26 protein-coding genes and 1 tRNA gene are annotated in these 25,567 nt (G+C 68.2%); 8 read left to right on the top strand and 19 right to left on the bottom strand.

The features are described from left to right. Nucleotides 1-38: 38 nt before the first annotated feature. The 4 genes from DYI42_RS09580 to DYI42_RS24240 all read right to left on the bottom strand — a co-directional run bounded on the left by DYI42_RS09580 (nt 39) and on the right by DYI42_RS24240 (nt 4,908). Nucleotides 39-962, bottom strand: a complete 924-nt coding sequence (locus DYI42_RS09580) for a branched-chain amino acid ABC transporter permease (RefSeq protein ID WP_213545712.1) — start codon at nt 960-962, stop codon at nt 39-41. Nucleotides 963-1,021: 59 nt separating this feature from the next. Then, entirely contained in the window at nt 1,022-2,203 is a 1,182-nt protein-coding gene (locus tag DYI42_RS09575) for an ABC transporter substrate-binding protein (protein ID WP_213545711.1), read from the bottom strand. Between the two features lie 69 nt (nt 2,204-2,272). Further along, nucleotides 2,273-3,793, bottom strand: a complete 1,521-nt coding sequence (locus DYI42_RS24245) for a benzoate-CoA ligase family protein (protein WP_244867780.1) — start codon at nt 3,791-3,793, stop codon at nt 2,273-2,275. Further along, the gene (locus DYI42_RS24240; protein ID WP_244867779.1) at nt 3,790-4,908 is read right to left on the bottom strand and encodes an FAD-dependent monooxygenase; all 1,119 of its coding nucleotides are present in this window, start codon (nt 4,906-4,908) and stop codon (nt 3,790-3,792) included. The genes DYI42_RS24245 and DYI42_RS24240 overlap by 4 nt, the downstream gene beginning before the upstream one ends. Before the next feature lie 87 nt (nt 4,909-4,995). On the opposite strand from DYI42_RS24240, the gene DYI42_RS09565 reads away from it, so the two are divergent. Both DYI42_RS09565 and DYI42_RS24580 read left to right on the top strand, forming a co-directional pair. Continuing rightward, the gene (locus tag DYI42_RS09565) at nt 4,996-5,400 is read left to right on the top strand and encodes an acyl-CoA thioesterase (protein ID WP_213545710.1); all 405 of its coding nucleotides are present in this window, start codon (nt 4,996-4,998) and stop codon (nt 5,398-5,400) included. Further along, complete coding sequence (locus tag DYI42_RS24580; RefSeq protein ID WP_213545709.1) at nt 5,393-6,106, top strand: IclR family transcriptional regulator; 714 nt, start codon at nt 5,393-5,395, stop codon at nt 6,104-6,106. The genes DYI42_RS09565 and DYI42_RS24580 overlap by 8 nt, the downstream gene beginning before the upstream one ends. A gap of 55 nt (nt 6,107-6,161) precedes the next feature. On the opposite strand, the gene DYI42_RS09555 is transcribed toward DYI42_RS24580, so the two are convergent. After that, nucleotides 6,162-7,205, bottom strand: coding sequence for a serine protease (locus DYI42_RS09555; RefSeq protein WP_213545708.1), 1,044 nt, complete (start codon nt 7,203-7,205; stop codon nt 6,162-6,164). 17 nt (nt 7,206-7,222) lie between these two features. Next, on the bottom strand, nt 7,223-9,196 hold the full coding sequence (locus DYI42_RS09550) for a caspase family protein (protein ID WP_213545707.1): 1,974 nt from the start codon (nt 9,194-9,196) through the stop codon (nt 7,223-7,225). A gap of 103 nt (nt 9,197-9,299) precedes the next feature. Here DYI42_RS09550 and mnmH point away from each other — a divergent pair, with 103 nt between their 5' ends. Continuing rightward, nucleotides 9,300-10,346, top strand: a complete 1,047-nt coding sequence (gene mnmH, locus DYI42_RS09545; protein ID WP_213545706.1) for a tRNA 2-selenouridine(34) synthase MnmH — start codon at nt 9,300-9,302, stop codon at nt 10,344-10,346. Between the two features lie 69 nt (nt 10,347-10,415). Here the strand turns inward: mnmH and selD are convergent, their stop codons facing one another. Beyond that, on the bottom strand, nt 10,416-12,569 hold the full coding sequence (gene selD, locus DYI42_RS09540) for a selenide, water dikinase SelD (RefSeq protein WP_213545705.1): 2,154 nt from the start codon (nt 12,567-12,569) through the stop codon (nt 10,416-10,418). 197 nt (nt 12,570-12,766) lie between these two features. Between selD and DYI42_RS09535 the strand changes: the two genes are divergently transcribed. The 5 genes from DYI42_RS09535 to DYI42_RS09515 all read left to right on the top strand — a co-directional run bounded on the left by DYI42_RS09535 (nt 12,767) and on the right by DYI42_RS09515 (nt 16,609). Continuing rightward, nucleotides 12,767-12,843 (top strand) — tRNA-Met (locus DYI42_RS09535). 463 nt (nt 12,844-13,306) lie between these two features. Continuing rightward, on the top strand, nt 13,307-14,455 hold the full coding sequence (gene nirK / locus DYI42_RS09530) for a copper-containing nitrite reductase (RefSeq protein WP_213545704.1): 1,149 nt from the start codon (nt 13,307-13,309) through the stop codon (nt 14,453-14,455). Between the two features lie 76 nt (nt 14,456-14,531). Beyond that, complete coding sequence (locus tag DYI42_RS09525; protein WP_213545703.1) at nt 14,532-15,347, top strand: formylglycine-generating enzyme family protein; 816 nt, start codon at nt 14,532-14,534, stop codon at nt 15,345-15,347. Between the two features lie 29 nt (nt 15,348-15,376). Further along, nucleotides 15,377-16,072: a Crp/Fnr family transcriptional regulator gene (locus DYI42_RS09520; RefSeq protein ID WP_213545702.1), complete on the top strand. Its 696-nt coding sequence runs from the start codon at nt 15,377-15,379 to the stop codon at nt 16,070-16,072. Between the two features lie 30 nt (nt 16,073-16,102). Continuing rightward, a complete protein-coding gene (locus DYI42_RS09515; protein WP_213545701.1) occupies nt 16,103-16,609 on the top strand; it encodes a DUF2478 domain-containing protein in 507 nt (168 codons plus the stop codon). 2 nt (nt 16,610-16,611) lie between these two features. Here DYI42_RS09515 and DYI42_RS09510 read toward each other — a convergent pair whose 3' ends face one another. The 12 genes from DYI42_RS09510 to DYI42_RS09455 all read right to left on the bottom strand — a co-directional run. Then, on the bottom strand, nt 16,612-16,884 hold the full coding sequence (locus DYI42_RS09510; protein WP_244867778.1) for a hypothetical protein: 273 nt from the start codon (nt 16,882-16,884) through the stop codon (nt 16,612-16,614). A gap of 21 nt (nt 16,885-16,905) precedes the next feature. Then, nucleotides 16,906-17,601, bottom strand: a complete 696-nt coding sequence (locus tag DYI42_RS09505; RefSeq protein WP_213545700.1) for a NapC/NirT family cytochrome c — start codon at nt 17,599-17,601, stop codon at nt 16,906-16,908. A 20-nt stretch (nt 17,602-17,621) separates the two neighbouring features. Beyond that, on the bottom strand, nt 17,622-18,062 hold the full coding sequence (locus DYI42_RS09500; protein WP_213545699.1) for a nitrate reductase cytochrome c-type subunit: 441 nt from the start codon (nt 18,060-18,062) through the stop codon (nt 17,622-17,624). A gap of 22 nt (nt 18,063-18,084) precedes the next feature. Beyond that, nucleotides 18,085-18,996 carry a quinol dehydrogenase ferredoxin subunit NapH gene (napH, locus tag DYI42_RS09495; RefSeq protein ID WP_213545698.1) on the bottom strand — a complete coding sequence of 304 codons (912 nt, stop codon included), beginning with the start codon at nt 18,994-18,996 and terminating at the stop codon, nt 18,085-18,087. Further along, nucleotides 18,993-19,814 (bottom strand): ferredoxin-type protein NapG, encoded by an 822-nt coding sequence (gene napG, locus DYI42_RS09490; protein WP_213545697.1) that lies wholly within the window; start codon nt 19,812-19,814, stop codon nt 18,993-18,995. Before napG ends, napH begins: the two co-directional genes overlap by 4 nt. A gap of 62 nt (nt 19,815-19,876) precedes the next feature. Further along, nucleotides 19,877-22,369 (bottom strand): nitrate reductase catalytic subunit NapA, encoded by a 2,493-nt coding sequence (gene napA, locus DYI42_RS09485; protein ID WP_213545696.1) that lies wholly within the window; start codon nt 22,367-22,369, stop codon nt 19,877-19,879. 3 nt (nt 22,370-22,372) lie between these two features. Then, complete coding sequence (locus DYI42_RS09480) at nt 22,373-22,645, bottom strand: chaperone NapD (RefSeq protein WP_213545695.1); 273 nt, start codon at nt 22,643-22,645, stop codon at nt 22,373-22,375. Next, nucleotides 22,642-23,151, bottom strand: coding sequence for a ferredoxin-type protein NapF (gene napF, locus DYI42_RS09475; protein ID WP_213545694.1), 510 nt, complete (start codon nt 23,149-23,151; stop codon nt 22,642-22,644). Before napF ends, DYI42_RS09480 begins: the two co-directional genes overlap by 4 nt. A 165-nt stretch (nt 23,152-23,316) precedes the next feature. Then, on the bottom strand, nt 23,317-24,009 hold the full coding sequence (locus DYI42_RS09470) for an NnrU family protein (protein WP_213545693.1): 693 nt from the start codon (nt 24,007-24,009) through the stop codon (nt 23,317-23,319). Next, nucleotides 24,006-24,236 (bottom strand): NnrT protein, encoded by a 231-nt coding sequence (locus tag DYI42_RS09465; protein WP_244867776.1) that lies wholly within the window; start codon nt 24,234-24,236, stop codon nt 24,006-24,008. Before DYI42_RS09465 ends, DYI42_RS09470 begins: the two co-directional genes overlap by 4 nt. After that, nucleotides 24,233-24,409, bottom strand: a complete 177-nt coding sequence (locus DYI42_RS09460) for a hypothetical protein (RefSeq protein WP_213545691.1) — start codon at nt 24,407-24,409, stop codon at nt 24,233-24,235. Before DYI42_RS09460 ends, DYI42_RS09465 begins: the two co-directional genes overlap by 4 nt. Nucleotide 24,410: 1 nt before the next feature. Further along, nucleotides 24,411-25,567 (bottom strand): nitric oxide reductase activation protein NorD (locus tag DYI42_RS09455; protein WP_213545690.1); only part of this gene is annotated, 1,157 nt, incomplete at its 5' end.

The following is a 25,567-nucleotide window of genomic DNA, read 5'->3' as shown; positions in this document are numbered from 1 at the left end:
GCCGGAGGCCTCCACTCTCTTCTGGTGCGCCATAAGCCTCACCGCACCTTCGGCGGAAACAGGCCCTGCGGTTTCAGCGCGAGGACGCAGGCCATGATGATGTAGATCAGCATCGCAGAGAGCGCGGGGGCGGAGTTTTCGGCGGCGTCGGGCGACATGAAGAGCTTGAAGATGTCGTCGAGGAAGGAGCGGCCCAGGGTGTCGATCAACCCGATAAGCAGGGCGGCGATGAAGGCGCCTTTCATCGAGCCGATGCCACCGACGATGATGACGACGAAGGCGGTGATGATCACCTGGTTGCCCATGCCGATGCTGGCTTCGGTGATGGGCGCGATGAGCATGCCTGCCAGCCCGGCGAGTGCTGCGCCCAGCGCGAAGACGAGGCCGAAGAGCAGTTCGATGTTGATGCCCAGCGCGGCAACCATCCGGCGGTTGGAGGCGCCGGCGCGGATCAGCATGCCGAGGCGGGTGTGCGTGACCATCCAGTAGAGCCCGCCCGCCGCCGCAAGCCCGGCGGCGATGATGACGAGCCGGTAGGTGGGGATCACCAGAGTTTCGGACAGTTCGAGCTGGCCGCGGAAGGCTTGCGGAAGCGGCACGGCGATGCCCTCGGGGCCCCAGATCAGGTGGGCGGCGGTGTCGAACACGAGGATGAGGCCGAAGGTGGCGAGCACATGGTCGAGGTGGTCGCGGGAATAGAGCGGGCGGGCGATGAAGCGCTCCACCCCCCAGCCCAGCAGCGCCGTTACCGGCAAGGCGATGAGCACCGCTAGGAAGAAGTTGCCGACCGCGTAGGTGAGCGAGGCGCAGATGAAGGCGCCGAGCATGTAGAGCGACGCGTGGGCGAGGTTGACGAAGTCGAGGATGCCGAACACCAGCGTCAGCCCGGAGGCGACGAGGAACAGCAGCAGCCCGAGCTGCAACCCGTTCAGGGTTTGGATGACGAGGAGGGAGGTGTCCAAGGGGGGCCTTCGCGCGTTCGGGCGGGCAAGGGAGCCCCCTGCCCGCCCGGTGTTTCAGATCATTCCATCGAGCATTCGGCGGCGAAGCTGTCGACGTGGTCGGTGTAGACGGTTTCGGCCACCTGCGTTGTCCAGTTGCCATCGGCATCTTCCACGACTTCGCGGAGGTAGAAGTTTTGCACCGGCATGTTGTTGGTGCCAAACTTGAAGCTGCCGCGCACGCTTTCGAAGTCGGCGGCCTTCACGGCGGCGCGCAGGGCGTCCTTGTCTTCGAGGTTGCCATCGACGGCCTCCACGGCGGAGGCGATCAGCATGATCGCGTCGTAGCTCTGGGCAGCGTAGAACGACGGGTAGGTGCCGAACTTCTCCTTGAAATCGCTGACGAACTTCTGGTTGGCGGCGTTGTCCAGCGACGGGTCCCATTCCTGCGTGACCTTGGAGCCGAGCACGTCGGAGAAGCCCGCCTGCTGGAGCTTGGGCAGCGAGATGCCATCGATGGTGAAGACGGAGTAGAGCGGCAGCTCATCCTTCAGGCCTGCCTGCTGATACTGCTTCACGAAGGCACCGGCGGCAGCGCCGGGGTAGAACACGAAGAGGCCGTCGGCCCCGGACGCCTTGGCCTTGGCCAGTTCTGCGGAGAAATCGAGCTGGGCGTCGGCCCCCCATTTCGTCAGATCCTTGCCCACGATTTCACCGGTGAAGGTGCGCTCCACGCCCGCCGTCATATCCTTGCCCGCAGCATAGTTGGGGGCCATGAGGTAGAGCGACTTGACGCCCTGCTTGTTGAGCACCTCGCCCATCGCCATTGGCGTCTGGTCGTTCTGCCAGGAGGTGGAGAAGAAGTTGGGATCGCAGAGCTTGCCGGCCATCTGCGAGGGCCCGGCATTGGCGGAGATCAGGATCTTGCCCGCATCGAGCACCGACTTGCGCGACGCCAGAAGCACATGGGACCAGATGTAACCGGCGACGAAATCCACGTCGTCCTGCTTCACCAGCTTGTCGGTGGCCTGCTTGCCGGCCTCGGGGCCGAACTGGTCATCGCCGAAGATCACCTCGATATCGAGTGGCCCGGCCTTGCCGCCGAGGTGCTCGACGGCGAGGTTCACCGCGTTTTCCATGTCTTTCCCGATCACCGCAGCGGGCGTGGTGAGCGTGGTGACGAAACCGATCTTGACGGATTCGGCAGAAGCGCCAGTGGCGGTAAGGCCCGCGATGGCGGCTGCCGTGAACAGCTTTTTCATGTCATTCCTCCCTTAAGTGCGACCTGGTTCGCGCCGGTCGCTTTGCGATTTGTGCAATATATTGCCGATTTAGGCAATATTCTTCTCACTTCCTTGCAGGATTGATTTGACAGCCTGCCGGTCGATTTTTCCAGTGCCCGTTTTGGGCAGGTCGGTCATGAAGGTGATCTGGCGCGGATACTTGTGGGGCATCAACGTGGTTTTCACGTGATCCTGCAACATCTTCACCGCGCCTTCGTCTGCCGGACCGGATCGCAGGGACACGAGGGCGGAAAGGGTGATGCGCTTGTCGGGCAGCGCGTGAGCGAGGACGGCGCTTTCGATCACTTCGGGGTGCTCGTTCAGCGCCCGCTCCACCTCCAGCGGCCAGACCCATTGGCCCGAGACCTTCACCAGGTCGTCGGCGCGGCCCTGGAAGTAGTAGAAGCCCTCGCGCTCTTCGAAGCGGTCGCCGGTGTTGATCCAACCGCCCTGCATGGTCTCGGCACTCTTGTCAGGGCGGTTCCAGTAGAGCGGGGCGGAAGAGTGGCCGCGCACGAACATCACCCCGCCCTCGCGCAGCTCGATCTCGTAGCCCGGCACCCGCTTGCCCGCCGCGCCGGGGCGCATGTCGGTGGCGGTGTTGGAGAGGTAGACGTGGAGCATCTCGGTGCTGCCCAGCCCCTCGATGGGCGCGAGGCCGGTGAGGGCTTTCCAGCGGGTGGCCACGTCTTCGCTGAGAATCTCGGCTGCGGACATGCATTGGCGCAGGGAGCCCAACTCAAGCGAAGAAACGCCGGGGGCGTTGATGAGCGCGGTGTAGAGGGTGGGCAGGCCGTAGAAGACGGTGGGCGCGTGGGCGTCGATCATGTCGAGCACCGCCTCGGGCTTGGGCTGGCCGGGCATCAGAAGGGTGCAGGCCCCCACGGCGAAGGGGAAGGTGAAGCTGTTGCCGAAACCATAGGCGAAGAAGGCCTTGGGCACGGAAAAGCAGATGTCATCGGACCGCAACTTCAGGACATGGGCGGCGAAGCTCTCTGCGGTGTAGGCCATGTCGTGGTGCAGGTGGACGATGCCCTTGGGGCGGCCGGTGGAGCCGGAGGAATACATCCAGAAGGCCATGTCATCGGGGCCGGTGGGGGCGGCGTCGAGCGTGGTCGGCTGCCCGTCGATATAGGCGGCGTGATCGGTGACGAGGCGGGTGTTTCCGGGAAAGCGGCTGGCATAGTGCGGCTCGGTCACGGCGAGGGGTGCGGCGCTGTCTTCAAGGTAGAAGGCGAGCAGCTCGGGCGGGGTCATGGTGTTGAGCAGCACCGGCACGAAGCCCGCACGGGTGGCCCCGAAGAAGGCGGCGGCAAAGCTTGGCGTATCGTCGAGGAAGAGCGCGATCCGGTCGCCCGGCGCGAGGCCTTGTGCGGTGAAGGCATTGCCCCACTGCGCGGCAAGGCCGATCAGCTCGGCATAGCTGACATCGCCTGCCGGGCCGGTGAGGGCGCGGGCCCTGGGGTTGCGGGCGAGGTTTTGCCAGAGGATCTCTGAGCAATTGGGGTGGTCGGCCTTGGTAAAGCCGATCTCCTGCGCGCCGGGTGGATTGCTTACCGGATCAATCATTGCGCCGCCTCGTATTGAGCCATGAAGGCTGGGGAGAGCGCGCGCAGCTTTTCCGGCGGCACGCGGCCCGAGCGGGTGACGTAGGACATGGCGAAATCGAGCGGGGGCTGCTCCATGTGCCGGGAGAAACTTTCATACCATTCGGCGGAGGTATTCGCGCCCGTCACGATCTTGCGGGCTACGGGCGGGCGGCTTTGCTGGTAGGCGGCGAGGCCCGCCTCAAGCGAAGAGGCGCCGGAGACGGCGGCGATGAGCGCGATGGCGTCTTCCATCGCCAGCCTCGTGCCGGAGCCGATGGAGAAATGCGCGGTGTGCACCGCATCGCCCAGCAGGGCCATGGTGCCGGTGGCCCATGTCTCGCACCAGAGCTTGGGGAATTGCCGCCAGATGGAGCGGTTGGTGAGCAGCGGCGCGCCTTCGAGCGCCTCGCTGAACAGCTCGGCGCAAGTGGCGGCGCTCTCCTCCTCGCCCATCTCGGCAAACCCGTGGGCCTGAAAGGCGTCCTCCTCCAGCTCGACGATGAAGGTGCTCATATCCGGCGCGTAGCGGTAGTGGTGGGCGTTGAGCGCGCCCTTGGGGTGGCGGAGGAAGGTTTGGGTGAGCGCATAGAAGGGGCGCGGCGTGCCGAACCATGCGAAGCGGTTGGACATATGGGTGAGGCTTGGCGCGTTGGCTGCGCTGCGGCAGCGGGAGTTGAGGCCGTCGGCCCCGATGATGAGGTCGCCGGTGAGCGTGGCCGGGTCGACCTCGGCCCCAAAGTGCAGGGCGACGCCCAGCGCCTCGGCGCGCTCTGCGAGGATGGTCAGCAGCTCCAGCCGACCGATGGCGGCGAAGCCGATGCCATCGAGCGTCACCGCGCCGTCGGGGTGGTTGAGCACCATGTTCTGCCAGCGCTCCATGCGGGGCGCGATGAGATCGTGGGTTTCGGGGTCGTCGGCCTTGAGGAAGTCGAGCGCCCGGTCGGAGAAGACCACGCCGAAGCCCCATGTCACCCCGCGCGGCGCGGCCTCGTGCACGGTGATGCGGGCGGCGGGAAAGGCGCGGGCCGCGAGGATCGCCGCCGTCAGCCCGCCGGGGCCGCCGCCGACGATGTCGATGGATGAAAGCTCTGCCATTCCGCCCTCCCCTGCGATTTGGTCTTGTCTTAGGGTGAAGCTAGGCGCTATTTCCGCATTATGCAATCAATTTCACGGAGCGGAAATTTGAACCCTTTCACCCTGGATGTGGACATCAGCTTCGGGCACTGCGACGCGGCGGGAATTGTCTATTATCCCAACTACTTCCGCTGGTTCGACCGGTGCTTTCACACGTTCCTGAAAGAGCGGCACGGCGGCCATGCGGCGCTGTGTCAGCGGCTGGGGGCGCGGGGCATTGGGCTGATTTCGGCGGATGCGCGATTCCGTTCGCCCGCTCTGGATGGTGATGTGCTGCGGCTGGAAATGCGCGTGGGGGACTGGGGCCGCAAGAGCCTGCGGCTGGACTATCGCGGCAGCGTGGGGGAGCGGCTGGTGATCGAGGGCGAGGAGTTGCGCGGGGTGTTCGTCGACGACGGCGGGCGGATCCGCGCGGGCGATGTGGCGCCGCTGCGGGAGGTGATCGGTGGCTGAGGGTCTCAGTTCACTCGACGCGGCGCTGGGGCTCTTGCGGGTGCTGTCGCAGCAGGGCGGGCCGGTGGGGTTGAGCGAGATCGCCCGCGCCGCCGACATGCCCGCGAGCAAGGCGCATCGCTACCTCGCCAGCTTCATCGCCGCCGGGCTGGTGAGCCAGGCGGGCCGGTCGGGCAAGTATGACCTCGGCCCCGAGGCGGTGGCGCTGGGTGTGGCCGGGATGGCGCGGATGGAGTTGGTGAACCGCACCGCCGACGCCCTGCCCGAGGTGGTGGAGGCCACCGGGCTGACGGCGCTATTGAGCGTGTGGGGCAATACGGGCGTGACGGTGGTGCGCTGGGAACGCGCGCCGAGCTTCGTGGTCACCACGCTGGGGCTGGGCACGGTGATGCCGCTGACACGCTCGGCTTCGGGGCGGGCCTTCCTCGCGTGGGCCCCGGAGGCGGTGATTGCGGCGCGGCTGGCCGAGGAAGGCGGCGACGGCGAGGGGCTGCGCGAGGCCGTGCGGGCGGCAGGCTATGCGGCGGTGAGCGGAGAGCTGATCCCCGGCCTCGCCGCCATCGCGGCGCCGGTGCTGGACTGGCAGGGCGAGATAGAGGCGGCGGTGACGCTCTATGGCACCGACCCGGCCATTTGCGCGCCGGGCAGCGCGGAGGTGGCGGCGCTGAAGGCGTTTTGCGCGCGGATGTCGGCCACCCACCCATGAAAAAGGGCGGCGCGGGGTTGGCCCGGCCGCCCGTTTGCTTTGCAGTTTCCGCGCCTTACGGGTTGGCGGCGATGATGCCGTTCAGCCAGTCGAGGTAGTTGGCGGTGCGGGTGTAGGCGGAGAACTTGGCCTGTTCGTTGCAGTTCTTGCCGCCCTCGCCAGAGAGGCCCCAGCTCACGACGCCGGCCTGGATGTAGAGACCCTCGTCATTGACCTTCACCACCAGCGGGCCGCCGCTGTCACCCGAGCAGGCCGTTTTGCCGCCCTCGTAGGTGCCCGAGCAGATCATGTTCTCGGAGATCGGGATCGGCGCGCGGCTGACAAGCTCTTCCCAGGCGCCCTGCGCGTCTTCCGGCGTGAGGCCGAACGTTTTGGCGGCAAAGACGAAGCCCTTGGCGGCCACTTCGGCGCGGGCCTCCATCAGCGCCTGGTTGCAGGCGTCGCGGGGCAGCATCTGGATATCGGCCTGACGCATGTCTTCGGGGTGTTCGCCGCCATCGATCAGGCCCCAGCCGGTGACGGTTGTGGTGACGCCCGGCTGCTCCAGCAGGTCGCCCAACTCGGCATCGGGGATCTGGATGGTCTTGTAGGGCACCTGCGGCGCGCGGGCGAGCTTGAGCAGGGCGATGTCATTGTCGAACACGCCGCCGACATAGCCGGGGAAGCGGTAAAGCGCGGCGACGTCGATCAGATCACCCTGCCCTTCGGCGATGGTGTTGGTGCCTGCAAGCACCTGGATCGCCTGCGGGTTGATGTCACGATACTGGCCCTGCGGGTCTTGCATGTGGACGCAATGCGCGGCGGTCAGCACCCACTGGTCCAGCACCAGCGAGCCGCCGCAGAAATGCGCCTGAGGGGTCACGCCCTTGCCCTTGATCATCAGCGCCACCTGCCAGGGCCATGCGCCCTCGTCGGCCACTTCGCCGCCGATCACCCGGCTGCCCGAGTCCTCGCTGGCCTTTTCTTCCATGTAGTCGGCCTTCTCGCCGCTTTCGGCCCATGCGAAGGGCGAGGCGCTGCCGTCTGCCGAGAAATCCTGTGCCGTGGCGGTGCCGAGGCCAAGCCCCGCGAGCGCCACGAGTACCGCTGCAAATTTCATGTCCGTTCTTCCTTCCTTCAATCGTCCTTGGGTGTGATGCGCACCGGGATCCGCGTTACGGTAAGCGGGGCGGGTGCGGTCGAAAAGCTGAAATTCCGTGAGGTCTCTCCGGGGGGTGCGGCGGCGGCCTCGATGAACTGTTCCATCGGGTTGCCGGTGCCCCGGCTCTGGCCGTCGTTGGCGAGCCCGGTGAGCGCGGTGCGTGGGGCGCCATCCTCGGCCGGGGTGACAAGCACGATCACCTCCTCCAGCGCCACGCCCTCGCCCTCGTTCACCATCAGCATGCCCACCGGCACCGTCTCGTTGAAGTTGAGCCGGTTGGAGGTGCCCGAGCCGGGGAAGATGGCGGTGATGGTGAAGCTCTTGTCGCGGTAGAGCACGGTGACGTCCTGCGCCTTGCTCGACGTGTTGCGGATGTGGAGCCAGAGCTGGGCGCAATGGGGCACGGTCTCTGGCGCGGGGCGTTGGGGCGTGCCGGTTTCGCCCTCGCAGGTGGCGGGGATCATCTCGGCCTCGACCTTTACGGGCGGGCCGGAGACGGTGAAGCCCTTCTTGGCGCCCGCCTCGGCCTGGGTGAGGGCGGATTCGAGGCGCTGGACCTGCGCGAGACGCGGGAGGGCTTCGGCGAGGTCGCGGGCGGCGAACCGGGGGGAGGAGCCGGGGCCGTCCGGGTCGAGCACGCCGTCGGGGCCGGTCACGGCGAGTTGGCCGCCGGTGAGCACCAGCGCACGGTCGGGCTGGGGGGCGTTCCATGTGACGCCATCGACGAGGCCCTCGGCCTCCAGGCGGGCAAGTTCGGCGGTGATTTCGGTGTAGTCTTCGCCGTCAGCCACCACGGGGGCGGAAAGGCGCAGGGGCGTGGCCACTGCGGGCGCGAGGGAGGTGACTTCGGCGTATTTGGCACCCTCTGGCACGGCGGAAAGGGTGGCCTCCAGCGGGGTGAGCGCGGTGATGGTGGCGGTGCCCAGGGCCTCGCCGCCTGCGGCTGCCGTATAGAAGGTGACTTCGCTGCCCTCGGTCAGGCCCGAGAGCGTGCCGGCTTTCAGCACGCCATCCACCCGCATCCGGGCGCCCGCCTCGGCCCCGCCGAAGACCGGCGCGGCCATCAGGGTGCCCTCGCCATCGGGCGTTTGGGTGGCCGTCGCGGTTTCCTTGCGCATGCCGTCCATGGTGGCGGCGAGGAGCTGATCCCATGTGAGGTCGGGCGTGGAGGCCATGACGGTGGTGAGGACGCGGGTGAACTCGCCATACCAGCTTGCCGGATCGTCCGGGTCGCCGTGGGGATACTCGAAGCTGCGTTGGTCGGATTGGGAGGAATAGAGGAAGGCGAAATCGCCCTGGAGCGCGGGGGCGGGGCGGCTCTCGGCGGCCTCCATCGGCTCTGGGATGCCAAGCAGGGTTGGCTCGATGTAGCGGGCCGCGCCCTTGCCGGGCATGGCGCGGAAGCCGGTGGCGGCGTGGCAGGCGTCGAGCACGGCCACGAGGGCCGCGCCATCCTGCATGATCTCCTCGGCGGCGGCGCGCAGCTCGTCATCGAGGATCGCGTTTTCGACCGCGCCGATGGTGCCTTTCCAGCCGCTCGCGTCGGAGGGCAGAAGGATTTCGTCGTAGCCGCCCTGATCGTCGCCATCGAGGTCGGGGGCCTGGGAGCCGTGGCCGGAGAAGTAGAAGAAGACGGTATCGCCCTCGCCGGTGGCTTCGGCGGCCTCGGCCAGCCCGGTGAGGATCGCCTCGCGGCGGGGCATGCCGCTGGCAACGCCCTCGGGCAGAAGCTCGGGCGCGGTGGTGAGCACGGTGATCGCCTCGGGCGCAACCCCGCGCGACATGAGGGTGCGGGCCATCAGGGCCACGTCATTGACCGGGCCGCGCAGGTCGGCGTCGAGGTATTCGTAGTCGCCCACGCCGATCAGCAGGGCGCGGGTTTCGGCTGCCACGGGGGCAGCACAGGCCAGCGCGGTGAGCGCGGCGAGGGGGAGGTGCCTGAGCGTCATGCTGGCGATACTATTGGGGAAATCGCGCCGGGCAAGGCTCTGGCGCCTTTGTGACGGCAATTGACACGCTTCCCTGTGCGCGCCGGCTGCGGTAACGGGGCCTATGGCCTATACCCTGCCCGACCCGCTTTCAGGCACCGCCCTGCCCTTCGACACGGTGATCGACGTGCGCTCGCCCTCGGAATACGCCGAGGACCATGTGCCGGGCGCGATCTCGCTCCCGGTGTTCTCCGACGCGGAGCGGGCGAAGGTGGGCACGATCTACGTGCAGCAATCGCCCTTCCTCGCCCGCAAGATCGGCGCGGCGATCCTGGCGCGGAATGTGGCCGCGCATCTGGAGGGGCCGCTGGCGGAGAAGGACGGGGGGTGGAAGCCGCTGGTCTACTGCTGGCGGGGCGGGCAGCGCAGCGGCGGCTTTGCCACCATCCTTGGGCAGATCGGCTGGCGGGTGGAGAAGGTGGAGGGCGGTTACCAAAGCTACCGGCGGGGCGTGGTGAAGGCGCTCTACGAGGGCGAGTTGCCGCATCGGGTGGTGCTGCTGGACGGAAACACGGGCACCGGCAAGACGGAGCTGCTGCATCGCGTGGCGGCGCGCGGCGGGCAGGTGCTGGACCTCGAGGGGCTGGCCAACCATCGCGGCTCGCTTCTGGGCAATCTCGGCCCGCAACCGGCGCAGAAGGGCTTCGAAAGCGCGCTGGTGCAGGCGCTGGCGGCGCTCGATCCGGCCCGGCCCGTGCTGGTGGAGGCGGAAAGCTCGAAGGTGGGCGAACTGCTGGTGCCACCCGCGCTATGGAAGCGGATGCTGGCCGCGCCGCGCATTTCGCTGACGGCGGGGCTGCAGGATCGCGCCCGTTATCTCGCCCGGGTCTATGCCGACCTTGCCGCCGAGCCTGCCGAGCTCAACCGGCTGCTCGGCCAACTCACCCGCCTGCATGGGCGCGAGCGGATCGGCCAGTGGCAGGCGATGGCCGAGGCAGGAGAGGTGGAACGGCTGGCGGGCGCGCTTTGCCTGCACCACTACGACCCGCGCTACGCCAAATCACGCCGCTCCGACACGCCGGAGGTGCCGCTGGAGATCTCGCTGGACGAAGACGGGCTGGAACGCGCCGCCGACCGGATCATGGCGCAACTGGCTGCATTTTCTTGCTGAAAATACTCATCGAATCTCTTTTGGTGGAGCCGCAGATGCGGCCCCCCCGCCAGGCATTCATGGCGGCACCTACTGAACCCGCAGAAACGGCTCCCCGGCCATGACCTGCCCGATGCGCGCCGCCGGGTAGCCAAGGGCACGCAGTTCTTCCAGCAGCTTCGCGGCGCGACCCGCGGGTACGGCGGCGAGGAGGCCACCGGCTGTTTGCGGGTCGAACAGCAGGTCGGCCTCGGGCGGGGCGGGTGCCGGTAGCGCGAGGCGGGCGGCGACGGCGGCACGGTTTTCGTCCCAGAGGGTGGAGCGGATGCCCTTGGCGGCGAGGTCTGCCGCGCCGGGCAGCAAGGGGATGGCGGGTAGCTTGACGGAGGCGCCGACGCCGCTGGCCTCGCAGATCGCCAGCAGGTGGCCCGCGAGGCCGAAGCCGGTGACGTCGGTCATGGCGTGGGCGGTGGTGAGCAGCCGCGCTGCATCCCCTTGGGGGCGGGCCATGGAGGCGAGCGCGGCCTGTACCCACGCGGCCCGGCCCTGCCCGCGCATATCGGCGGCGAGCACGGTGCCGGTGCCCAGCGGTTTGGTGAGGATCAGCGCGTCGCCCGGCTGTGCATTCTCCAGCCCGACGGGAAAGGCGGTGCGCAGGCCCGTCACGGTGAAGCCCAGTTGTACCTCGGCCCCCATCGACGAATGCCCGCCCACCAGCTCTGCCCCCTCGGCGCGGAACACGGCCGATGCGGCGGCGAGCACCTCGCGCATGGAGCGGGCCTGCATCTCGGGGGCCATGCGCGGCAGGGTGACGGAGGCCAGCGCGGCCTGCGGGCGGGCGCCCATGGCCCAGACATCGCCAAGCGCGTGGACGGCGGCGATGCGGGCCATCAGCGCGAGATCTTCGGTGAAGCCGCGCAGGTGGTCGGTGGTGATGACCTGGTAGTCGCTGTCCATCGCCAGGATCGCCGCGTCGTCGCCCGGCAGGCTCACCACATCGTCGCGTTCGGGCGCGGGCAGCTCGGCCAGCGCCGCCTTCAGCGCAGTGGGGGCTATCTTGGCGCCGCAGCCGGCGCAGAGCATGGGCTCGGCCTGCGGATCATCCGCGCCCATGGTGGGGAAGCTGGTGAACTTCTTCATGAAGGCGCGGTCGATATAATCCTTCACACGCCAGACCCAGGGGCCGGAGGCGACGAGGCCCAGCTTTTCGCCCAGCGCCGCCGTCTCGCCCAGCGAGATGAGCTTGAGGTAATCCTTTTGCGGGCGGAAGGGCTTGAGGCGGGCCTCGCCGCGCAGGGTTCGGCGCAGGTTTTCTTCCAGCACCGGGGCGGCGCGCACGGCGTAGACGCCCGCCTTGGGGCGCGGGTCGGGCTCGAAATGGGCGCAGTCGCCGACGGCGAAGATCGCCGCGTCGGTGAGCGTGCGCAAGTCGGCTCCGACGCGCAGGAAGCCGTTGTGGTGGGCGAGGCCGGTTTCTGCCAGCCAGTCGTGCGGGCGCGCGCCGCCTGCGCCGATCACGAAATCGGCGGGCAGGCGGCGGCCATCTTCAAGGGCGACGGCCTCGGGCTCGATCCGGGCGACGCGGGCCTGCTCCAGCAGGGTGATGCCGGAGGTGCGCAGGGTTTCGAACAGCCGAGCGCGGGCGCCGCCGCCCAGCGCCGAGAGCGCTGCGCCCGCGTCGACGAGGGTGACGGCGGGGCTGTGGCCCGCGCTGGCGAGCCGGTGGCGGGCGGCCATGGCCAGCTCGACCCCCGCGACGCCTGCACCGATCACCACCACGCGGGCGTCGCCCGGTGCAGCCAGGAAGGCCTCCCAGCGGGCGGCGAAGGCATCGAGCGGCTTGGCGGGGCAGGCATGCTCGGAGAAGCCGGGCAGCGTGGGCATGTCGGAGGTGACGCCCACGTCGAGTGCGGCGATGTCGTAGCCGATGCGGCGCGGCCCTGCGGCGGTGTCCACCACGATTTCGCGGGCCTCGCGGTCGATCGCGGTGGCGCGCCCGTCGATCAGCCGGGCGTTGGCGAAGCGGGCGAGGCGGTGCAGGTCGATCTGGAGCGCCTCGATCGGGTAGTGCCCGGCGATGTGGCCCGGCAGCATGCCCGAGTAGGGCGCGGTGGTGCCGGGATTGATGAGCGTCAGCCGCGCGCCCGGCAGCGGCGCCATGCCGAAACGGCGCAGCACCAGCGCATGGGTGTGGCCGCCACCGACCAGCACGATGTCTTTCGTCAGGCTTGGGGCGGCGTGCAAGTGCTTTGTCTCCCGAGGTTTCCAGCGCAGGATAGCCGCCTTGGACCGCCGGGAAAATGGCGGTTGACGGAGCCGTGACCATCGGGTGGCGCGGGATGACGCCGCCCGCGCGCCATTGTTGCGCGAGAGGAGACAATATCTGCGGGTTTTCCCCCTTGACGCCTCGCCGCCCGGCCTCTACATCGGCCCTCGCTTTTGGCGGAGTAGCTCAGGTGGTTAGAGCAGCGGAATCATAATCCGCGTGTCGGGGGTTCAAGTCCCTCCTCCGCTACCAAAGCCCCCCTTCCGACTGGCCGCAACCGGCACGCACCACTCCGAGCCCGACCGACGCACATCGCTGCGCGATGCACTGGGTCGGGGGGGCAAGTCCCTCCTCCGCTACCAAAGCCCCCCTTCCGACTGTCCGCAACCGGCAGGCGCCACTCCGAGCCCGACCGACGCACATCGCTGCGCGATGCACTGGGTCGGGGGGCAAGTCCCTCCTCCGCTACCAAAGCCCCCCTTCCGACTGACCGCGACCGGCGCCCACAGCTTCGGTCCAATCAGCGTGCGACTTCTGGCAGGTGGGGCCGTCGCGGGATGTTCTGCTTCAACCCAGAGAGCTTGCGCCCGCGAGACGCCCCCGAAGTCGGTGGGCTGCCTTAGGCGCGCCGAAGTTTGCGCTCCAGCAACGTTTGGCTGCGCCGGTTCTTCTAGACTCAAGGGCAACAGCAATCCGTCGCAGAAGGAGAACCGACATGCTGACGAGAAGAGCCGCCATGATGGCTGCCGCGGGACTGGCCGCGGTGCCGATGCTCACCCGCGCCTCCAAGGCCGAGGAGATCATGAACACCTCGATGGCCGCGCCGGCCGATCTTTCGAGCCTCACGCGCATCAAGCGCAAGCTGGTTCGCCCGCCCTTCGTGCATGAGCACGAGCAGGTGGCGCCCGGTGAGCCGCGCATCGTGGAGTTCGAGATGCAGATCGTCGAGAAGGAGGTGGAGGTCGACAGCGGCGCCTACCTTCAGGCGATGACCTTCAACGGCTCGATCCCCGGCCCGCTGATGGTGGTGCACGAGGGCGATTACGTGGAGCTGACGCTTTACAACTCCCCCGAGAACCTGATGCAGCACAACATCGACTTCCACTCCTCCACCGGCGCCCTGGGCGGCGGCTCGCTGACGCTGGTGAACCCCGGCGAGAAAACCGTGCTGCGCTGGAAGGCCACGCGCCCGGGCACCTTTGTTTATCACTGCGCCCCGGGTGGCCCTATGATCCCCTGGCACGTGGTGAGTGGCATGTCGGGTGCGATCATGGTGCTGCCGCGCGACGGGCTGAGCGACCACAATGGCAAGCCGGTGAGCTATGACCGCGTGTACTACATCGGCGAGAACGACTTCTACATCCCGAAGGACGAGAACGGCGATTACAAGCGCTTCGAGGATGTCGGCGAGAGCTACCCGGACACGCTGGAGGTGATGAACGGGCTGATCCCCAGCCACGTGGTGTTCAACGGCAAGGTCGGCGCGCTGACGGGCGACAATGCGCTGCGTGCGGCGCAGGGCGAGAAGGTGCTGTTCGTGCACAGCCAGGCCAACCGCGACAGCCGCCCGCACCTGATTGGCGGGCATGGTGACCTCGTCTGGGAGACCGGCAAGTTCAACAACCCGCCGGAGCGTGACCTGGAAACCTGGTTCATCCGCGGCGGTTCGGCGGGGGCGGCGCTGTACGAGTTTCTCCAGCCCGGCGTCTATGCCTACGTGAACCACAACCTCATCGAGGCGGTGAACCTCGGCGCCACGGCCCACGTGGTGGTGGAGGGCGACTGGAACAACGACCTGATGGAGCAGGTGCAGGCCCCGGTCGAATACAACGCCGCCTACGAAGGCAAGACCGCGCTGCCATAAGGCGGCCACCCTGCGGGGAAGGCGCTGGGTGGCCGGAACGCTCCGGCCACCCGTTTTGGTTTCGAGGAAAACGAGCATGCGAAAGAGCTTCATCCTTGCGGGTGTCGTCATGGCGGCTGCGCTTGGAGGGCTGGCCATCACGGTGCCGGGCCCAGAGCGCGACGGCGTGACGCGGCCCGAAACGGTGCGTATCGCCCCCGGGCAGATCGCCTTTCGTCCGCTCGGCAACTTCAGCCGCGCGGGCAAGGCCAGCACGCCGGGCGTGCGGCAGGTGGAGGTGCCGGGGTTCGAGATCATGAAATTTCAGGTGTCCCGCGCCGAGTATCTCGCCTGCGTGGCCGATGGGGCCTGCGAAGACGTGGGCACCGGCACGGGGCGCTATGCCCAGACGATGGTGAACTGGGCCGACGCCACCGCCTATGCCGCGTGGCTCACGCGCCAGACCGGCGAGACCTGGCGGCTGCCCAGCGAGGCAGAGTGGCAGCGCGCCGCTGCCGAGCGGCAGGGCGATGCGGCACCTGACGAGGGCGAGCTGGACCCGGGCACGCGGATGCTCTCGCAGTATGAGCGGGGCGTGCTGCTGCGCGGCAGCTCCAGCCCGGCCCTGCGGCCTCAGGGCGGCTTTGGCGAGAACAGCCTTGGGCTGGCCGACCTTGGCGGCAACGTCTGGGAGTGGACAGACGGCTGCATGGCCACGGGCCGCCTTGCCGCCGATGGCAGCGTGGAGGCCTCCGAACCCTATTGCGGCGTGCGCATCGCCGGCGGGCGGCATCGCGCGGCGGTGATCGACTTCGTGCGCGACGCCAGCGTGGGCGGCTGTGCCGTTGGCCTGCCGCCCGATCACCTCGGCTTTCGCCTCGTGCGGGACACCCGCGCGCCCCGGCGACCGTGAACAGCCTTTATCGGAAGACAGACAGACCCATGAAACACGAACAGAACCACGTCGCTCTGCGGAGCCTGCTGCTCAGAAACTGCCCGCGCCCGATGGCGGAGAAGGCCGTTGCCAGTGGCAGCACCCGGCATTACGCGCGCGGCGCCACGATCTTCACCCCACACCGCAAGGCGGATGATCTGTTCATCGTCCTGTCGGGGTGGGTGAAGCTCTACCGGGTGATGGCGGGCGGGGGCGAGGCGATCATCGATGTTCTGGGCCCGGCCCGCAGCATCGGGAACACGGCGGCCCTGCGGGCCCCGCGCTACCTTGCCCATGCCGAGGCGGTGACGGACTGCACGCTGCTGAAGATCCCCGCCGCCGCACTCTTCGAGTTGATGGATGGCTGCCCGGAGGCCCGTGGCGCGCTGATGGCGAACACGCTGCACCAGGTGCAGAGGCTGGTCGGCCAGGTGGAGGCGCTGAAGATGTGCACGGGCGCGCAGCGGGCGGCGCAGTTCATCCTGTCGCTAGTGCCCGAGGGCCGCCGGGGGGCCTGCAAGGTGCAGTTGCCCTATGACAAGGCGCTGATTGCCGGGCAGGTCGGGCTCTCGCCCGAGAGCCTGTCTCGCGCGTTCCGGCGGTTGCGAGAGCAGGGGGTGCGGGTGCAGCGGCGGGAGGTGACGGTTGACGACGTGGCCTCTCTGGCGGCCTATGCCGGTGTCAGGGAGGTGGAGTGTGCCTGAGGCGGTCCACTTCAGCCTGGGGAGGTTGGCATGAGGTTGGGCTACATCCTTTCGGAGGTTCGCGGCGAGGCTGACAGGCTGCTCGCGGGGCTGGCCACGCAGCTTCAGGCCGAGGGGCGCGTCGTGGCGGGCGTCGTCCAATCGCGCGCGCCCTCGCAGGGGGCGCACCCCTGCGACATGGAGCTTGCGGTGCTGCCAGAAGGCCCCGGCATCGAGATATCGCAACGGCTGGGCGGCGGTGCGCGCGGGTGCAGGCTGGATACGGCCTCGCTGGAAGAGGCGGCAGGGGCGGTGGCCGCGCGGCTCGCGGCGGGCGCCGATGTGCTGATCCTGAACAAGTTCGGGGCGCAGGAGGCCTCGGGCCGTGGCTTTTGCCCCGTGCTTGCCCAGGCGATGGAGCAGGGCATACCGGCGCTGACGGCGGTGAATGCCCGCAACCTCGAAAGCTTCCTGGCCTTCGCGGGCAGGCTGGAAACCCGGCTCGCGGCAGAGCCCGGCGCGCTTCAGGCCTGGGTCAGGGCCGCCCTCGCGGCCTGAGCTCAGACGGTGGCGCCCTTGTGGCGGATCGCACAGCCCAGCAGCCCGGCGATGATCCCCACGCTGATCGACACCGCGTATTCTGTCAGGGTGATCGGCACATGGGTGGAATGCGAGCCGCCGAGAACCATCGGTGAGAGCAGGCCGATGAGCCCGCCCAGCCCGGCCGCGACGAACCAGTTGCGGGTCATCATGCCGAGGCCCGTGCCGAGGATGCCGGGCAGGCCGAGGATGCTGCCGCCGATGGTGCCGAGAAGGTCGAGAATGTTGAGCATCTTGGGTCTCCTTGCCAGCGGTCAGTCTGCGGCGGTGCCGAGGTAGCTTCGGATGCCGGCCAGGTCTTCCTCGCCGCGATAGCGGACCTCTCCGGCAAGCTCTTCGACAACGTGCTCGTATTCTTCGAGGTATCCCGGGGGCAGGTCATGCGCGATGCCCTGGTGGCAGTCGATGCAGGTCATCCCCTCGTCGATGGCGCGCTGGTGGTTGTCGGCGGCGCGGGTCTCCTGGATGGTGAAATCCATGTATTCGAAGGCGTGGCAGTTGCGGCACTCGCGACTGTCGGAGGCCTTCATCTTCTTCCAGACCGCCGCCGCCATCTCCAGCCGCCGCTCCTCGTATTTTTCCGGTGTCGAGATCGTGCCCAGCACCTCGTGGTACACGTCCTTCACGGCCATGATCTTGGCCTTCATCTTGTATTGCCACTCGTGCGGCACGTGGCAATCGGAGCAGATCGCCCGTACGCCGGAATGGTTGTTGTAATGCACCGTCTCGCGATACTCGCCGAGGTTGGTCTCCATCGTGTGGCAGGAGGTGCAGAACTCTTCGGTGTTGGTCAGCTCCAGCGACCAGTGGAAGCCGCCCCAGAAGAGGATGCCGCAGATGAAGCCCGCGATCAGCAGGAAGCCTGTGCTGAGCACGCCGGAGGGGCTCCAGAAGGCGCGCCAGAGGCGACGCAGCAGGCCGGGGCGCGGGGTGTTCTCTTTGTCGGACATGTCTTGCCTTCCCTTCCCGCTCACTGTGACGCGCTGGCGTCGAAGGTGTTGTCGACGAGTGCAGGGGCGTTGGCCTGCGGCACGTGGCACTGGTTGCAGAACCAGCGGGTGCCCGCCACGGTATCGAGCTGGGTGCCATCGCGATCGAGGTAGTGGGTCATCGACAGCGTGGGTGCGCCGCGATCGCCCGCGGTGGTCCAGTCATGACAGCTGAGGCACTGGTTGGTGCGCAGGTCGATCTGGTATTGATCCATCGAATGGGGGATCACCGGCGGCTGCTGGCGATAGTTGCGCACCTCGCGGCCCTCCTGCTGCTGGTAGAGTTCGGGCGCCGGAAGCTCGGTATCCACCTCCGAGCCGCGCAGGGATTTCACCCCGCCGGTGGACTGGGCAACGACGATGCCAGACACCATCAGGGTCGAAGCGAGTGCGGCAATCGCCGCGATGGCTTTCAGTTTCATGGTCAATCTCCCTCGTGGCGGTTCAGGCGGCCATTTCGTCAGGCGCGTCCGGGCTTGGTTCTGGGGTGGCTTCGATGCGGGGGTCGAAGCGGTGGGTGAAGGCGAAGACATCGACGGAGCACACGTCGATGCAGCGCCCGCAATTGGTGCAATCGGGCGAAAGGATCAGCGGGGTTTCCGCGCCCTTGCCGCGCAGGGCGGGCGAGATCACGTGGTTTTCCGGGCAGACGGCGAAGCAATCCATGCAGCCGTCGCAGGCGGCGCGTTTCGAGGCGGTGACCCTGAGCAGGCTCTTGTGGCCGACGAGGCCGTAGAACGCCCCGACCGGGCAGAGGTGGCCGCACCAGCCCCGGCGCGACACGAAGAGATCGAAGAGGAACACCAGCGCCACCAAGGCCCAGGCGAAGCCCAGCCCGAATACGAGGCCGCGATGCAGCATGGTGATCGGGTTGACCAGCTCCCAGGCGATGGTGCCTGTGAGCGCCGAGGTGGCCAGCACCGCGCCCAGCAGCCAGAGCCGGGTGTGGCGCTTGGGCTGCCAGCCCTTGGGCAGGTCGAGCCTGTCGTGCAACCAGTGGGCGGCATCGGTGACCGGGTTGATCGGGCAGACCCAGGAGCAATAGCTGCGCCCGCCGAGGAGGGCATAGGCGACCAGCACGATCAGCGCGCCGGTGAGCGCGGTCAGCTCGGGCCAGTGCCCCGCGACGAGGCCTTGGAGCAGAACCAGCGGATCGGTCAGCGGCAGCACGCCGAGGGTGCGGGAGCCTGCCAGCGTGCCCTCGACCAACCAAAGGCCGAACCACGGCCCGAGCAGGAACAGCGAGAGGAAAACCGCCTGGCTCGCGCGGCGCAGGATGAGAAAGCGGTAGGCCTTCCACCAGCCTTTCTCGCGGATGGCCTCCTGACCGACGGGCAGGGCTGTCTTGGCCTTCATTGGCTGGCTCCTTCGGGCAGCTTGAATGCCGGTTCGAAGCCACCGGGGGCGGCGAGATTGTCGGTGCCGGGGCCGGGCAGACGATCAGGCAGGTCGATGACACCATCGACCAGCGGCGCGCCTTTCTCTTCCATCTCCTCCCAGCCCTTGCGGTAGTGCTCGGCGGGGGTGCCGCGCGCCAGCCGCGTGGGCAGCACCTTTATGGCCGCCTCCGGCAGCACGCAGCTCTTTTCACACACGCCGCAGCCGGTGCAGTGATCGGCATGGACGGTGGGGGCGAAAATGGCGTGGTGGCCAGAGCGGTCGTTATGTGACACCTCCAGCGTGATCGCCTCGTCGATCACCGGGCAGACCCGGTAGCAGACGTCGCAGCGCAACCCGAGGAAGTTGAGGCAGTTTTCCTGATCGACCAGAACGGCGGTGCCCATGCGGGCGTCGTCGATGTCGGTCAGGCCCTTGTCGAGCGCGCCGGTGGGGCAGGCGGCGACGCAGGGGATGTCATCGCACATTTCGCAGGGCACATCACGGGCGGTGAAGAAGGGCGTGCCGGTGGCGGCGCCGTCCTCGCCCAGCTCGGCCAGCGAGAGCGTGTCATAGGGGCAGTCGCGCACGCAGAGGCCGCAGCGGATGCAGGCGGCGAGAAACGCCTTTTCCGGAAGGGCACCGGGCGGGCGCAGCGCCTCGGCGGGCAGAGCGCGGGCATCGCGCGCCAGCCAGGCCAGCCCGCTGCCCGCCAGCACGCAGCCCGCCGCCATGCGCGCGGTATCGGTCAGAAACCGTCGGCGCTGGGGGGACATGGAGGGTTTGGCGGCAGACATACCGGGCTTTCACGGGGTTGGCGAAGCGCGCACGGGCCAGCCGCGCGCGCCCCGGCGCTGCGTCAGGCGCGTTCGACCTTGCAGGCGCATTTCTTGAAGTCGGTCTCCTTGGAGAGCGGACAGGTGGCGTCGAGCGTCAACTTGTTGATGAGCTGCCCCTCGTCGAACCACGGCACGAAGACGAGGCCCCGGGGCGGCTTGTTGCGCCCGCGGGTTTCGACCCGGCTCAGCATCTTGCCGCGCCGGGTGGAAATCTCGATCTCCTGCCCGCGCCGGAGGCCCCGCGCCTCGGCATCCTCGGGGTGCATGAAGACCACCGCATTGGGGAAGGCGCGGTGCAGCTCGGGCACGCGGCGGGTCATCGAGCCGGAGTGCCAATGCTCCAGCACACGGCCGGTGGAGAGCCAGAGATCGTATTCCTCGTCCGGCACCTCGGCGGCAGGCTCATAGGGGGCGAAGATGATCTTCGCCTTGCCGTCCTTATGGCCGTAGAAGCTGACTTCCTCGCCCTCGGGCACATAGGAGTCGTAGCCCTCGCGGAAGCGGTAGAGCGTTTCCTGCCCGTCGACCACCGGCCAGCGCAGCCCGCGGGCCTGGTGATAGACGTCAAAGTCGGCAAGGTCGTGCCCGTGGCCGCGCCCGAAGCTGGCGTATTCCTCGAACAGCCCCTTCTGCACGTAGAAGCCGAAGTGCTCGGATTCGACGTTGTCGAAGCCCTCCGCCGTCTCTTCCAGCGGGTATTTGTTTACATTGCCGTTCTCGTAGAGCACTTCGTAGAGCGTCTTTCCGGCCAGCTCTGGCATGGTGGCCACCAGCTCCTCACCCCAGGCCTCCTCGACGGTGAAGCGCTTGGCGAACTCCATCAGCTGCCAGAGGTCCGACTGGGCCTCGCCCGGGGCCCTCACCTGCTGGCGCCAGAACTGCGTGCGACGCTCGGCGTTGCCATAGGCGCCCTCCTTCTCGACCCACATGGCGGTGGGCAGGATCAGATCGGCGCTCATGGCGGTGACGGTCGGGTAAGGGTCGGAGACGGTGATGAAGTTCTCGGGGTTGCGGTAGCCCGGGAACCCCTCTTCGTTCATGTTGGCGGCGGCCTGCATGTTGTTGTTGCACTGCACCCAATAGGCATTGAGCGTGCCGTCCTTCAGCGCCCGGTTCTGCGCCACCGCGTGCAGGCCCGGCTTGGGCGGGATGGTGCCTGCGGGGATGTTCCACGTGGTTTCGCAGATCTCGCGGTGCGCGTCGTTGGCCACCACCATGTCGGCCGGCAGGCGGTGGGCGAAGGTGCCCACCTCGCGCGCCGTGCCGCAGGCCGAAGGCTGGCCGGTGAGCGAGAAGGGCGAGTTGCCCGGCTCCGAGATCTTCCCGGTCAGCAGGTGGATGTTGTAGACAGAGCCATTGGCCCAGCTCCCGCGCGTGTGCTGGTTGAAGCCCATGGTCCAGAGGCTCATAACCTTGCGGTTCGGGTCGGCATATTGCTGGGCCAGCTTCTCCAGCTGGTGCAGCGGCACGCCGGACAGCTCGGACACGTATTCGGCCGTGTAGGGCTCGACGGCCTTGGCGTAGGCCTCAAAGTCGATCGGCTCCAGCTTGCCCGAGTTGGGATTCTCGGCAGCTTCCTGGCGCGGGTCGGTGTCACGCAGGCCATAGCCGATGTCTGTGGCCGTTTTGGTGATGTTGACGTGCTTTTCCAGAAACTCCCAGTTCACCGCATCGTTCTGGATGATGTAATTGGCGATGTAGTTCAGGATCGCGAGGTCCGTCTGGGGCGCGAAGACCATGCCGTTGTCGGCCAGCTCGAAGGAGCGGTGCTCGAAGGTCGAGAGCACATGCACCTCGGCGCCGGGCTTGGTCAGCCTCGTGTCGGTGAGGCGCGACCAGAGGATCGGGTGCATCTCGGCCATGTTGGAGCCCCAGAGCACGAAGGTGTCGGCGTGTTCGAGGTCGTCGTAGCAGCCCATCGGCTCGTCGATTCCGAAGGCGCGCATGAAGCCCACCACGGCAGAGGCCATGCAGTGCCGCGCGTTGGGGTCGATGTTGTTGGAGCGGAAGCCCGCCTTCATCAGCTTGGCGGCGGCGTAGCCTTCCCAGACCGTCCACTGACCGGAGCCGAACATGCCCACGGAGGTGGGGCCCTTGGCGGCGAGCGCCTCCTTCCACTTCTGCGCCATCACGTCGAAGGCCTCGTCCCAGCTGACCGGCTCGAACTCGCCGTTCTTGTCGTAGACGCCGTTGGATTTGCGCAGCAGCGGTGTGGTCAGCCGGTCGGCGCCATACATGATCTTGGAGAGGAAGTAGCCCTTGATGCAGTTCAGCCCCCGATTGACCGGCGCCTCCGGGTCGCCCTGGGTGGCGACCACGCGGCCCTCCTTGGTGCCCACCAGCACGGAGCAGCCGGTGCCGCAGAAGCGGCAGGGCGCCTTGTCCCAGCGGATATCGGCGCTGCCCGGGGTCTGGGCGATGCCCTCGTTCGGCAGGGTCAGCCCGGCGGCGGCAGCGGTGCTGGCGGCGGCGGTCGCCTTGAGGAAGGTGCGGCGGGATTCCGAGATGGTCATGCGTCAGGTCTCCGGCTGGGTGGCGGCGAGGGGCGCTCGCGGCGAGGTGTCTTCGAAGTGGTGGTAATTGAGCGTGAGCGAGATCACGCCCGGGATCTGGTGCAGGCCCATGATGGTGTCGGAGGCGTAGGCCACTTCGGTATCCTCGATCACCACCACGAGGCGGCCATCCTCGGACTGGGCATGCACCTCGACGCCCGGCGTAGCCTCCATCGCCGCGCGGGCCTCCGGCACCACGTCGCGCGCGACGTGCACAAGGCAGCCACAGATGTTCATGCGGTTTTCTCCTCCGTTGCGGGCCTCGGCACCTCGAAGGCGATCGCACCCGCAGGGCAAGTTGATGCGCATTCACCGCAGCCGGTGCATTGATCCTGGTCAAGGACGGGCGCAGAACGGCCTGCCGTCATCAGGCGGAACCGGATGGCACGCGGCTCGCAGGCGTCCTCGCAACTGCGGCAGAACACGCCGTTCAGCGAAAAGCAGCTTGTGTCGATGGTGGCGCGCCACGGCCAATCCGATGGCGCGGCGGGCTTGAGCGCCCCGGCCTCGCAGGCTTCGGCGCAGGCGTTGCAGAAGGTGCAGGCCCCGCGCGCGAAATCGACGACGGGTTCGCCCGAGGGGTGACGGATGATGATGGCTTCCGGGCAGGCGCGGGCGCAGTCGCCGCAGTGGGTGCAGAGGTTTGCAAAACTCGGCTGCGCACCCGGCGGTCGCATCCTTGGCGGCTCCGGCTGTGAGAGCCGCCCGCGCAGAAAGTTCCGTCTGCTGTGCTCGGTCGTCATGGACCACCTGGCTCGGTTCTCGCCCCCGGCGTGACCCGCCACAGGCGAAGTTTCCTGAGACCGTTCAGCCAGAAGGTGAAGATTCGGTAAACATTTACCCTGTTCACGGGCGACCCTAGGCGAAGCGCCGCATGCTGGCCTTGATCTTCGTCAAGGCTGCGCAGGTTACAGCGGAAAGGGCGAGGCTCCGATGACGGCGGCGTGCAGATGCAGCAGGGCGAGCCACAGCGCGAGCCCCGCGGCGAGACGGAGGGCAAGGGCCCGTCCATTCCGCCGCCGCCAGCCCGCGCGTGCCAGGGGGCGCAGGGACATGAGGGCGGTACTGCCGAAGAACGGTGTTGCGTCCGCGCCAAGTGCACGGCGGGCGCGGGCGTCGAAGGCGGGGATGGCCAGGAGCGCCATCAGTGTGAAACTGCCGAAGAGAAGCACCATGGCGAGGTCGCCATTGGGAAAGAGATGCGCCCCGGCCCAGAGCGCGAGGGCGAGAAACAGCGGGTGGCGGGAGATGGCGGCGAACCCGGGCTGCGCCGGGTCCAGAGCCACGCCGCGCCGCCCGCCGAGGGTGTAGGGCTGGCGCAGACCGATGCCGCAGGTGACGAGACAGACGGCCAGTGGCATCGCGATGTTGGGCACCCAGCGCGCCCATGGCAGCTGTGGCCAGAGCTCCACGTAGGGCGCGCGGACCGCAGCCGAGACGAGCCAGACCAGAAGCGCGGTTGAGAGCAGGCCGTAGAGGCTGAAATAGGCCCGCCGCCCGAGGGCCGCGATCAGCCGCTCGCGCAGCCCGCCGAGGCGCGGCAGGAAGTGGCTGGCGATGAACACCACCAGCGCCAGGGCGTATTCTGCCCAACCGGTCATTCGCCCTCCGCCTTTTGCATCAGTCGCGTGATGTGGCAGGCGAAGGCATAGGTCGCGGGCAGCCCGATCACCAGCCCGCCCGCGGCGGCCTGCCACGGCGTCAGCACCGGCAGGCCCAGCCAGGAGCCGATGAGCGCGGCGAAGAACAGGTTGACGCCCATGGCCCCGGCCGCGAAGGGATAGAGCGCGGCCAGCAGCTTCCAGGGCGGGCGGCGCGGGAGGCTCATCGCCGACTCACCAGCCATTGCACCGCCACCAGCGACAGAACCAGCGCGACGGAGCCGATGAGGAACCAGAACTCCGCCGTCTCGGTCTGTGGCTGCGGGATCGGACGCTCGAACGGGGCTGCCGCGAGCGGGGCGGGAAGGGTGGCGAGGGCGAGGGCGAGAAGGCGTTTCATGTCAGCGCTCCATGGTCAGGGTCTGGTAGATTTCGGGCAGGGCGCGCGGCAGGCGCGAGGGCTGGGGCAGCAGGGTGAAGCCGCCGCGCCCGAAGATGCGGGCGAACCAGTCCTGCCCGTCTTCGTCCACGATGACGCCGTGCACCGCCTGCCACGCCGCGCGGGCCTCGCGCACGGCCATGCGGCTGTCTTCGATGCCGTGCTGGCCCTCGTAGTGGTCGAGGTCGTTGGGCTTGCCGTCGGTCAGAACCAGCAGCAGGCGGCGGGTTGCGCCCTCCTCCGCGAGCTGGGCCGAGACGTGGCGGATGGCAGCACCGAGGCGGGTGTAATGCCCCGGGGTGAGCCCGCCGATGCGGGCGGTCACCCCCTGCCCCATCGGCTCGGAGAAGCCCTTGGCGCGATGCAGGAACACCCGGTCGCGCCGCAGCGAGGAGAAGCCCCAGATCCCCAGCCTGTCGCCCGCCGTGTCGATCCCTGCGGCCAGCGCCGCAACCGCCTGGCGCGCCACCTCGATCACCGAGGTGTCGCCGATGGCGGCCTCGGTGGAGCGGGAGCAATCCATCAGCACCGCCACCGAGAGATCGCGGGCCATGGGCCGGTTGGCCTGCCACACGCGGTCGCTGCCCTCGTGGCCGCAGGCGATGTCGGTGCGCGAGGTCACCAGCGCGTCGAGATCCAGCTCGTCACCGTCGATCTGGCGGGGCAGGATCACCCGGCGCGGGTGCAGCGGGGCGAACTGGCGCTTGACGCGGGCCACCAGCTTCGGGTCCGGCGCGTAGCTGGCCTGCGGCTTTGCCTCTGCTTCCAGCACGCGGGTGTGGGCGGGCATGTAATCGCCGGTGCGGCGGTTCCATTCCGGGTAGGTGAAGGTGCCCGCCAGACGCTCGTGTTCGGCATCCTGCGGCGAGAGGTCGAGCGAGAGGCGCAGCCGGGTGGCGGCGCGCTTGAGATTCTGGCTCAGCGTCAGGTGATCCTGGTCTTCGGCGGCCTTGGCGGCATTATCCTGATCATCGTCATCGACCATGCGGTTGAGGTTGAGGCTTTCGGCCCAGGAGAGGATCGACTCGAAGCGGTGAACGATGAAGCTGTCGCGCCGGTTGGCCTGGTCACGGTCTTCGCGGCGGGCGTCCTTGCGGGTGGCGAGGGCCATGGCGGGGG

The sequence above is a fragment of the Vannielia litorea genome (assembly GCF_018424695.1).
Taxonomy (GTDB): Bacteria; Pseudomonadota; Alphaproteobacteria; order Rhodobacterales; family Rhodobacteraceae; genus Vannielia; species Vannielia litorea_A.
This window is presented reverse-complemented; position numbering and strand designations above follow the sequence as displayed.